Source organism: Cupriavidus campinensis, assembly GCF_905397395.1.
GTDB lineage: Bacteria > Pseudomonadota > Gammaproteobacteria > Burkholderiales > Burkholderiaceae > Cupriavidus > Cupriavidus campinensis.
This window is the reverse complement of record NZ_CAJPVH010000006.1, coordinates 173,576-183,975: the sequence shown is the minus strand read 5'-3', so window position 1 is coordinate 183,975 and position 10,400 is coordinate 173,576. Positions and strand designations below refer to the sequence as shown.

Below are 10,400 nucleotides of genomic sequence, written 5' to 3'. Positions count from 1 at the left end.
GTGAAACGACTTTGCGCCGATGATAGTGCGGACTACCCGTGTGAAAGTAGGTCATCGCCAGGCTCTTATACCCAAAACCCCCAGCCCCAAAAGGCTGGGGGTTTTGCTTTTGCGGCGCCAGATTGATGTTGCCGCCGGCGTTGCCCAGCCGAAGCCCGGAATGCCGCGCCGGCGCTGGATTTCGGAGCCCCTATAGGGTGAGAGCGTCGATTTTTCAATCGATGATTCTGGTTCGCGACAGCCGTGCAAAGCGTGCTGTTCGCAGAGCTGGCCAGGCTACCGCAAAGGTACTTACCGCAAGGGAAAGTGCTTGACAGCCCAGGCGAGCTCCACCATAATCACAAGTTCTCTGCGGAGAGGTGCCCGAGTGGCTAAAGGGGGCAGACTGTAAATCTGTTGGCTTACGCCTACGCTGGTTCGAATCCAGCCCTCTCCACCAGAATGCAAGGCAGCAACCAGGCGATGTGCCGGTGAAGGAAGTAACCGGGCGGGTGTAGCTCAATGGTAGAGCAGAAGCCTTCCAAGCTTACGACGAGGGTTCGATTCCCTTCACCCGCTCCACCACCGCGGTTGCCGCCAAAGAAGTAAGTCAAGTTTCGCCCATGTGGCTCAGTGGTAGAGCACTCCCTTGGTAAGGGAGAGGTCGGCAGTTCGATCCTGCCCATGGGCACCATCTATACCCGCACTGGCAATTGCTACCGAGACAGGAGTCGCGAAATGGCAAAGGAAAAGTTCGAGCGGACCAAGCCGCACGTGAACGTAGGTACGATTGGTCACGTTGACCACGGCAAGACGACGCTGACGGCAGCAATCGCCACGGTGCTGGCTGCGAAGTTTGGCGGCGCAGCCAAGAAGTACGACGAAATCGACGCAGCGCCGGAAGAGAAGGCACGCGGCATTACCATCAACACCGCACACGTGGAATACGAGACGGCCAACCGCCACTACGCCCACGTTGACTGCCCGGGCCACGCTGACTATGTGAAGAACATGATCACGGGCGCTGCGCAGATGGACGGCGCGATCCTGGTGTGCTCGGCCGCTGACGGCCCGATGCCGCAGACGCGCGAGCACATCCTGCTGGCCCGTCAGGTTGGCGTGCCTTACATCATCGTGTTCCTGAACAAGTGCGACATGGTGGACGACGCCGAACTGCTCGAGCTGGTGGAAATGGAAGTGCGCGAGCTGCTCTCGAAGTACGACTTCCCGGGCGACGACACTCCGATCATCAAGGGTTCGGCCAAGCTGGCGCTGGAAGGCGACAAGGGCGAGCTGGGCGAAGTGGCGATCATGAACCTGGCCGACGCGCTGGACACGTACATCCCGACGCCGGAGCGCGCGGTTGACGGTACGTTCCTGATGCCGGTGGAAGACGTGTTCTCGATCTCGGGCCGCGGTACCGTGGTGACGGGTCGTATCGAGCGCGGCGTGGTGAAGGTCGGCGAAGAAATCGAAATCGTGGGTATCCGCCCGACGGTGAAGACGACTTGCACGGGCGTGGAAATGTTCCGCAAGCTGCTGGATCAAGGCCAGGCTGGCGACAACGTGGGCCTGCTGCTGCGCGGCACGAAGCGCGAAGACGTGGAGCGCGGCCAAGTGCTGTGCAAGCCGGGTTCGATCAAGCCGCACACGCACTTCACGGGTGAGGTGTACATCCTGTCGAAGGACGAAGGTGGCCGTCACACGCCGTTCTTCAACAACTACCGTCCGCAGTTCTACTTCCGTACGACCGACGTGACTGGCTCGATCGAGCTGCCGAAGGACAAGGAAATGGTCATGCCGGGCGACAACGTGTCGATCACCGTCAAGCTGATCGCCCCGATCGCCATGGAAGAAGGTCTGCGCTTCGCCATCCGTGAAGGCGGCCGTACCGTCGGCGCCGGCGTCGTGGCAAAGATTCTCGACTAAGCAGTAATACTGGCGAGCGCGGCACCAACCGGCCGCGTTCGTCTGCCAGAGGGGTTGGCGGAATCGTCGACCCCGAAGTTGTTTTTAGGGGTATAGCTCAACTGGCAGAGCGTCGGTCTCCAAAACCGAAGGTTGGGGGTTCGATTCCCTCTGCCCCTGCCAAATCAATCAGCCGCGTCGCGAGAATGAATCGTGACGCGGCTTAGTCTCGTTTGCGAAACATGGCCAATCCCAATGTCGAAACCGTAGGCGCCTCGAGCGGCAAATGGCTGCTCGTCGTCGCGGCGCTCCTGGTGGTTGCGGGAGTGATCGGCTTCTACGTACTCGCGCAGCAGCCGTCGTACGTGCGTGGCGCGGCGCTGTTCGCCGGCCTCGCACTGGGCGTCGTCGTGGCGCTCGTGTCCGCTCCCGGCAAGGATTTCGTGGGGTTCGCCAAGGAATCGTATCGGGAAGTCAAAAAGGTCGTCTGGCCGACGCGCAAGGAAGCCGGTCAGATGACCGGGCTCGTGTTTGCCTTTGTAGTGATCATGGCGTTGTTCCTGTGGTCGGCCGACAAGCTCATCGAGTGGGTGATTTTCTCCCTCGTGCTGGGCTGGAAATAAGAGGTAGCACATGACGGATAACGCTCAGCAGGAAACCACGGCAGCCGAATCGCCTTCGTCGAAGAAGCGCTGGTATGTGGTGCACGCCTACTCCGGCATGGAAAAGAGCGTGCAGCGCGCGCTGCAGGAGCGCATCGAGCGCGCCGAGATGCAGGACAAGTTCGGTCGCATTCTGGTGCCCTCCGAGGAAGTAGTGGAAATCAAGGGTGGTCACAAGTCCGTGACCGAGCGCCGTTTCTTCCCGGGCTACGTGCTCGTGGAAATGGAAATGACCGACGAGACGTGGCACCTGGTGAAGAACACCAGCAAGGTCACCGGCTTCGTGGGTGGCGCGCGTAACCGCCCGAGTCCGATTTCGCAGCGCGAAGTCGACAAGATCATGACCCAGATGCAGGAAGGGGTCGAGAAGCCGCGTCCCAAGACGCTGTTCGAAGTGGGCGAAATGGTGCGTGTCAAGGACGGCCCGTTCACCGACTTCAACGGCAACGTCGAGGAAGTGAACTACGAGAAGTCGCGCCTGCGGGTCTCGGTCACGATCTTCGGTCGCGCAACGCCGGTCGAGCTCGAGTTCGGCCAGGTCGAGAAGGTTTAAGGAATTGACCGTCGCGGCGCGCGAGTGCCAGGGCGGACAGAGAGGGCAGGCCGAAAGGCCTGCCCGAAGAGGAGCGTGAGGTTGTGCCGACAGGCATGGCGATAGCGCGTTACGACTCAACAGGATCCGTTTTTCCAAGGAATCCGGATCTGGATTGGAGTAGAAATGGCCAAGAAGATTATTGGCTTTATCAAGCTGCAAATTCCGGCTGGTAAGGCAAATCCCTCCCCGCCCGTTGGTCCCGCACTGGGTCAGCGTGGTCTGAACATCATGGAGTTCTGCAAGGCGTTCAACGCCCAGACCCAAGGCATGGAGCCTGGTCTGCCGGTGCCGGTGGTGATTACCGCCTTCGCCGACAAGAGCTTCACCTTCGTGATGAAGTCGCCGCCCGCGACCGTGCTGATCAAGAAGGCAGCCGGCATCACCAAGGGTTCGCCGAAGCCCCATACCGACAAGGTTGGCAAGATCACCCGCGCCCAGGCTGAAGACATCGCCAAGGCCAAGAACGCTGACCTGACCGCCGCCGATCTGGACGCCGCCGTGCGTACTATCGCCGGTTCGGCTCGCTCGATGGGCATCACCGTGGAGGGTCTGTAAATGGCTAAGGTTTCCAAGCGCGTCGCCGCCAACAAGGCGAAGATCGAGCGTACCAAGTTCTACCCGATCGACGAGGCCCTGGGCCTGGTGAAGAGCTGCGCTTCGGCGAAGTTCGACGAGTCGATCGACGTGGCCGTGCAACTGGGCATCGACGCCAAGAAGTCGGACCAGGTCGTGCGTGGCTCCGTGGTGCTGCCTGCCGGCACCGGCAAGTCGGTGCGTGTGGCCGTGTTCGCCCAGGGCGAAAAGGCCGAGGCCGCCAAGGCTGCTGGCGCTGACATCGTCGGCATGGAAGACCTGGCCGAGCAAGTGAAGGCCGGTAACCTGAATTTCGACGTCGTGATCGCTTCGCCGGACACGATGCGTATCGTCGGTACGCTGGGCCAGATTCTCGGCCCGCGCGGCCTGATGCCGAACCCGAAGGTTGGCACCGTGACGCCCGACGTAGCCCAGGCTGTGAAGAACGCCAAGGCTGGTCAGGTGCAATTCCGTGTCGACAAGGCCGGTATCATCCACGCCACCATCGGCCGTCGTTCGTTCGAAGACACCGCGCTGAAGAGCAACCTGTCCGCGCTGCTGGACGCGCTGGTCAAGGCCAAGCCGGCCACCAGCAAGGGTGTGTACCTGCGCAAGATCGCCGTGTCGTCCACCATGGGCGTTGGCGTTCGCGTCGAACAGACCTCGCTGTCGGCCTAAGCCAGACGGCACTCACCTGACCGGTTCCCGATAACGCCGGCCAGGGCAGGAATAAAGGATCCCGGTATCGCCGGGGTCGGTTTCGGCGCCGAAGGGCGACGGAGCAAGGCTTTGGGCAGTGGTGCCCGCCAACGCGCAGCGGCAACGTAGCGCGACGGCAGGTACCGCTGGTTATCAAAGACCGCTGGTGTTCATGCCGCAGCAATCAGGCAGCGTGGACTTAATCGGTCGGCACATACGGGCATCGCCCGATGGCAGCCGCCCCGCCAGCGCAGATGGCGCACCCGAAGGGATTGATGAATCCGGGCCTGTCCCGGGTGATTCGGGCCAATCGGACGCCGTTCGTTTGGACTGATGCGATTGCAGAGGAGATTTCCCGCGCACCGCATCGTTTTGGAGCTTAACCGTGCCACTCAATATTGAAGATAAGAAGGCCGTCGTTGCTGAGGTTTCGGCGCAAGTCGCCAAGGCCCAGACCATCGTCGTGGCCGAATATCGCGGCATTGCGGTTGGCGATCTGACCAAGCTGCGTGCCAACGCTCGTCAGCAAGGCGTGTACCTGCGTGTTCTGAAGAACACGCTGGCTCGCCGTGCCGTCGAAGGTACGCCGTTTGCTGGCCTCGCAGAGCAAATGACCGGTCCGCTGATCTACGGGATTTCCGAAGATGCAGTGGCCTCGGCCAAGGTTCTGAACGACTTTGCCAAGACCAACGACAAGCTGGTCCTGCGCGCCGGGTCGTACGACGGCAAGGTGCTCGATGCTGCTGCCGTCAAGGCGCTGGCTTCGATCCCGGGCCGCGAAGAACTGATTGCTCAGCTGCTTGGCGTCATGCAGGCACCGGTGTCGGGCTTCGCCCGTCTGCTGGCCGCCCTGGCTGCCAAGAAGAGCGAAGGTGCTCCCGCGGAAGCGGAAGCCCCTGCTGCTTAAGCCGACGCAGGCCTCGCAAAGACAGATCGCATTACCGATACCGAATCACATCTAGTAGGAGTATTCCAAATGGCAATCACTAAAGACGACATCCTCGAAGCCGTAGGCTCGATGTCCGTGATGGAACTGAACGACCTGGTCAAGGCGTTCGAAGAGAAGTTTGGCGTGTCCGCCGCTGCTATGGCCGTGGCTGCTGCCCCGGGCGCTGGCGGTGCCGCCGCTGCTGAAGAGCAGACCGAATTCAACGTGATCCTGGCCGAAGTTGGCGCCAACAAGGTCGGCGTGATTAAGGCTGTTCGCGAAATCACCGGCCTGGGCCTGAAGGAAGCCAAGGATCTGGTTGACGGCGCTCCGAAGGCTGTCAAGGAAGGCGTGGACAAGGCTGCTGCTGCCGACGCCAAGAAGAAGCTGGAAGACGCAGGCGCAAAGGTCGACGTCAAGTAAGTGGTACCGCGCGTGCCCTCGTGGCACGCGGATGGGGCTGGCAAAGGGAAATCCCGGCGCCAGCCTTTTTGCGCTTCTGTGGGTGTGTTTGATTGGGCACCCGGCGGACCGAAGTATCGGTCAGGGCGCAAATAAAGTGATGTGTAGGCTGCTTGATGCGCGAAATCATTCGCTGCTTCAGCAGAAGCCAAACATCAGTGGCACACTAAGTGGTTGCTGATGTTTGTCTTCTGAACCGACTGCAGAAGACAAGTTTGGTCGGGTGTCCCCCGGGCGAGTACAGGCATTGCGCCGTGCAATGACCACACCGCCCGCAGCGTGCGGACACCGTCAGCCAGAGGTTGGTAGCGGCCAACCGCCAAATCCCCTCCCAGTCGCTGAACACCACAGGTGCCGGCCAGGTCCAGCCTGCCCTGCGATGATTCGGAGATCCCATGGCGTACAGCTTCACCGAAAAGAAGCGCATTCGCAAATCCTTTGCGAAGCGCGCGACGGTTCATCAGGTTCCATTCCTGCTTGCCACCCAGATTGAATCCTACACCCAGTTCTTGCAAGCGGAAACGCCGACCGCGCGTCGCAAAACCGAGGGTCTGCAGGCCGCTTTCAGCGCGATTTTCCCAATCTCCTCCCATAACGGGCTCGCCCGTATGGAGTTTGTCTCGTATCACCTGTCCAACCCGCCGTTCGACGTCAAGGAGTGCCAGCAGCGTGGCCTGACGTTCCACTCGGCGCTGCGTGCCAAGGTTCGCCTGATCATCAACGATCGCGAGAACCCGGGCAAGGTCAAGGAAGTGAAGGAGCAGGAAGTCTACATGGGCGAAATTCCGCTCATGACGTCGACCGGTTCTTTCGTGATTAACGGCACCGAGCGTGTCATCGTTAGCCAGCTGCACCGTTCGCCGGGCGTGTTCTTCGAGCACGACAAGGGCAAGACGCACAGCTCGGGCAAGCTGCTGTTCTCGGCACGGATCATTCCGTACCGTGGCTCGTGGCTGGACTTCGAATTCGATCCGAAGGACATCCTGTATTTCCGTGTGGACCGCCGCCGCAAGATGCCGGTGACGATCCTGCTGAAGTCGATCGGCCTGACGCCGGAGCAAATCCTGGCGCACTTCTTTGTGTTCGACAACTTCACGCTGCAGGCGGAAGGCGCGCAGCTCGAATTCGTGCCCGAGCGTCTGCGTGGCGAAGTGGCGCGTTTCGACATCGCCGACAAGAACGGCCGCGTGGTCGTGGAGAAGGACAAGCGGATCAACGCCAAGCACATCCGTGACCTGGACTCCGCCGGCACCAAGCTGATCAGCGTGCCGGAAGACTACCTGCTCGGCCGCGTGCTGGCCAAGAACATCATCGACCCGGACACGGGCGAGGTGATTGCCAACGCCAACGACGAGCTGACCGAGACGCTGCTGGAAAACCTGCGCGAAGCGGGCGTCAAGCAGATCCAGACGCTGTACACGAACGACCTGGACCAGGGCCCGTACATGTCGCAGACGCTGCGCGTGGACGAGACCGCCGACCAGACCGCCGCGCGTATCGCGATCTACCGCATGATGCGCCCGGGCGAGCCGCCCACCGAGGAAGCCGTGGAAGCGCTGTTCCAGCGCCTGTTCTACAGCGAAGAGTCGTACGATCTGTCGCGCGTTGGCCGCATGAAGGTCAACAGCCGTCTGTCGCGCCCGAGCGGCGAGGGCAGCATGGTGCTGCAGGACGAGGACATCCTCGAGACGATCAAGATCCTGGTGAACCTGCGTAACGGCAAGGGCGAGGTCGATGACATCGATCACCTGGGCAATCGTCGCGTGCGTTGCGTGGGCGAACTGGCCGAGAACCAGTTCCGCGCTGGTCTGTCGCGCGTGGAGCGTGCCGTCAAGGAACGTCTGGGCCAGGCCGAGACCGAGAACCTGATGCCGCACGACCTGATCAACTCGAAGCCGATTTCGTCGGCGATTCGCGAGTTCTTCGGTTCGTCGCAGCTGTCGCAGTTCATGGACCAGACCAACCCGCTCTCGGAAATCACCCACAAGCGCCGTGTCTCCGCACTGGGCCCGGGTGGTCTGACGCGCGAGCGCGCCGGCTTTGAAGTTCGTGACGTGCACCCGACCCACTATGGCCGCGTGTGCCCGATCGAAACGCCGGAAGGCCCGAACATCGGCCTGATCAACTCGCTGGCACTGTACGCCCGCCTGAACGAATACGGCTTCCTGGAAACGCCGTACCGCAAGGTGGTGGACAGCAAGCTGACCGACCAGGTGGACTACCTGTCCGCCATCGAGGAAGGCAAGTACGTGGTGGCCCAGGCCAACGCGACCGTGGATGCCGATGGCAACCTGATCGATGAACTGGTATCGGCCCGCGAAGGCTCCGAGCGCGAAACGCGCATGGTGACCCCGGACCGCGTGCAGTACATCGACGTGGCGCCGTCGCAGATCGTGTCGGCCGCTGCCTCGCTGGTGCCGTTCCTGGAACACGATGACGCGAACCGTGCACTGATGGGCGCGAACATGCAGCGTCAGGCCGTGCCTTGCCTGCGGCCGGACAAGCCGCTCGTGGGTACCGGCATCGAACGTACCGTGGCCGTTGACTCGGGTACCGCCGTGCAGGCCATGCGTGGCGGCGTGGTGGACTACGTCGACGCGATGCGTATCGTGATCCGCGTGAACGACGAAGAAGCCGTTGCTGGCGAAGTCGGCGTGGACATCTACAACCTGATCAAGTACACGCGTTCCAACCAGAACACCAACATCAACCAGCGTCCGATGGTGAAGGTTGGCGATATCGTCGCGCGTAACGACGTGATCGCTGACGGCGCCTCGACCGACCTGGGCGAGCTGGCACTAGGCCAGAACATGCTGGTGGCGTTCATGCCGTGGAACGGCTACAACTTCGAAGATTCGATCCTGATCTCCGAACGCGTGGTGGCCGAAGACCGCTACACCTCGATCCATATCGAGGAACTGTCGGTCGTGGCCCGTGACACCAAGCTGGGACCGGAAGAAATCACACGCGACATCTCGAACCTCGCCGAAGCGCAACTCGCGCGTCTGGACGAGTCCGGCATCACCTACATCGGTGCCGAAGTCGAGGCTGGCGACGTGCTGGTGGGCAAGGTCACGCCGAAGGGCGAGACCCAGCTGACCCCGGAAGAGAAGCTGCTGCGCGCCATCTTCGGCGAGAAGGCTTCGGACGTGAAGGACACCTCGCTGCGCGTGCCGTCGGGCATGAGCGGCATCGTGATCGACGTCCAGGTCTTCACCCGCGAAGGCGTGACGCGCGACAAGCGTGCCCAGTCGATCATCGACGACGAACTGAAGCGCTACCGCCTGGACCTGAACGACCAGCTGCGTATCGTGGAAGGCGATGCATTCCAGCGTCTGGAGCGCCTGCTGCTCGACAAGACCGTCAACGGCGGTCCGAAGAAGCTGGCGAAGGGTGCGAAGCTGACGCGCGAGTACCTGGCCGACCTGGACAAATACCACTGGTTCGACATCCGTCCGGCCGACGAGGAAGTTGCCGCCCAGCTCGAGGCAGTGAAGGAAGCCATCGAGCAGAAGCGTCACGAGTTCGACCTGGCCTTCGAAGAGAAGCGCAAGAAGCTCACGCAGGGCGACGAACTGCCGCCGGGCGTGATCAAGATGGTCAAGGTGTACCTGGCCGTGAAGCGTCGCCTGCAGCCTGGCGACAAGATGGCTGGCCGTCACGGTAACAAGGGTGTGGTGTCGAAGATCGTGCCGATCGAGGACATGCCGTACATGGCGGACGGTACCCCGGCCGACATCGTGCTGAACCCGCTGGGCGTGCCGTCGCGGATGAACGTGGGCCAGATTCTGGAAACCCACCTGGGCTGGGCCGCGCGCGGTCTGGGCCAGCGCATCGGCGACATGCTCAAGGCGCAGACCAAGGCACAGGAGCTGCGCAAGCTGCTGGCCCAGGTCTACAACGAGAGCGGCAAGCCGGAAGACCTGGACAGCCTGACCGACGCCGAAGTGCTGGAACTGGCCACGAACCTGAAGAAGGGCGTGCCGTTCGCAACGCCGGTGTTCGATGGTGCGCATGAGGATGAAATCCGCCGCATGCTGGACCTGGCCTACCCGGACGAGATCGCCAAGGAGAAGGGCCTGACCCCGTCGAAGCAGCAGGTCACGCTGTACGACGGCCGCACCGGCGAAGCGTTCGAGCGTCCGGTCACGCTGGGTGTGATGCACATGCTGAAGCTGCACCACTTGGTCGATGACAAGATGCATGCGCGCTCGACGGGTCCGTACTCGCTCGTGACGCAGCAGCCGCTGGGCGGTAAGGCCCAGTTCGGTGGCCAGCGTTTCGGTGAGATGGAAGTGTGGGCACTGGAAGCCTACGGCGCGTCGTACGTGCTGCAGGAAATGCTGACGGTCAAGTCCGATGACGTGAACGGCCGTACCAAGGTGTACGAAAACATCGTCAAGGGCGAGCACTCGATCGACGCCGGCATGCCGGAATCGTTCAACGTGCTGGTGAAGGAAATCCGCTCGCTGGGTATCGACATCGACCTCGATCGTTACTGATCGGCGCGATGACGGCGTCCCGCTGCGGCGGGCGCCGGCCCGGTCGACCCGGAAGAGCAGGTTTCCCACAGGATGAATGCCGTGGCCCCGAA

General features: G+C 61.9%; 8 protein-coding genes and 4 tRNA genes. All 12 read left to right on the top strand.

Annotated elements, in window-relative coordinates; translation table 11 throughout:
• Window positions 1–353 precede the first annotated feature (353 nt).
• The 12 genes from KHO18_RS06350 (at window position 354) to rpoB (ending at window position 10,308) form a co-directional block, all read left to right on the top strand.
• A tRNA-Tyr gene (locus KHO18_RS06350) sits at window positions 354–439 on the top strand.
• A 48-nt stretch (window positions 440–487) separates the two neighbouring features.
• A tRNA-Gly gene (locus tag KHO18_RS06345) sits at window positions 488–561 on the top strand.
• Between the two features lie 37 nt (window positions 562–598).
• Window positions 599–673 (top strand) — tRNA-Thr (locus KHO18_RS06340).
• A 44-nt stretch (window positions 674–717) separates the two neighbouring features.
• Window positions 718–1,908, top strand: coding sequence for an elongation factor Tu (gene tuf / locus KHO18_RS06335; RefSeq protein WP_144200257.1), 1,191 nt, complete (start codon window positions 718–720; stop codon window positions 1,906–1,908).
• Window positions 1,909–1,994: 86 nt separating this feature from the next.
• Window positions 1,995–2,070: transfer RNA gene (locus KHO18_RS06330), tRNA-Trp, on the top strand.
• A gap of 59 nt (window positions 2,071–2,129) precedes the next feature.
• A complete protein-coding gene (gene secE, locus KHO18_RS06325; RefSeq protein WP_144200259.1) occupies window positions 2,130–2,510 on the top strand; it encodes a preprotein translocase subunit SecE in 381 nt (126 codons plus the stop codon).
• Window positions 2,511–2,520: 10 nt separating this feature from the next.
• On the top strand, window positions 2,521–3,102 hold the full coding sequence (gene nusG, locus KHO18_RS06320; protein ID WP_017511590.1) for a transcription termination/antitermination protein NusG: 582 nt from the start codon (window positions 2,521–2,523) through the stop codon (window positions 3,100–3,102).
• 165 nt (window positions 3,103–3,267) lie between these two features.
• Window positions 3,268–3,699 (top strand): 50S ribosomal protein L11, encoded by a 432-nt coding sequence (rplK, locus tag KHO18_RS06315; protein ID WP_144200261.1) that lies wholly within the window; start codon window positions 3,268–3,270, stop codon window positions 3,697–3,699.
• On the top strand, window positions 3,700–4,395 hold the full coding sequence (gene rplA / locus KHO18_RS06310) for a 50S ribosomal protein L1 (protein WP_092301708.1): 696 nt from the start codon (window positions 3,700–3,702) through the stop codon (window positions 4,393–4,395).
• A gap of 406 nt (window positions 4,396–4,801) precedes the next feature.
• Window positions 4,802–5,323 (top strand): 50S ribosomal protein L10, encoded by a 522-nt coding sequence (gene rplJ, locus KHO18_RS06305; RefSeq protein ID WP_144200263.1) that lies wholly within the window; start codon window positions 4,802–4,804, stop codon window positions 5,321–5,323.
• A 69-nt stretch (window positions 5,324–5,392) separates the two neighbouring features.
• Window positions 5,393–5,767 (top strand): 50S ribosomal protein L7/L12, encoded by a 375-nt coding sequence (gene rplL, locus KHO18_RS06300; RefSeq protein WP_092301713.1) that lies wholly within the window; start codon window positions 5,393–5,395, stop codon window positions 5,765–5,767.
• A gap of 434 nt (window positions 5,768–6,201) precedes the next feature.
• Window positions 6,202–10,308 (top strand): DNA-directed RNA polymerase subunit beta, encoded by a 4,107-nt coding sequence (gene rpoB, locus KHO18_RS06295; RefSeq protein WP_144200265.1) that lies wholly within the window; start codon window positions 6,202–6,204, stop codon window positions 10,306–10,308.
• The last annotated feature ends 92 nt before the right edge of the window (window positions 10,309–10,400 follow it).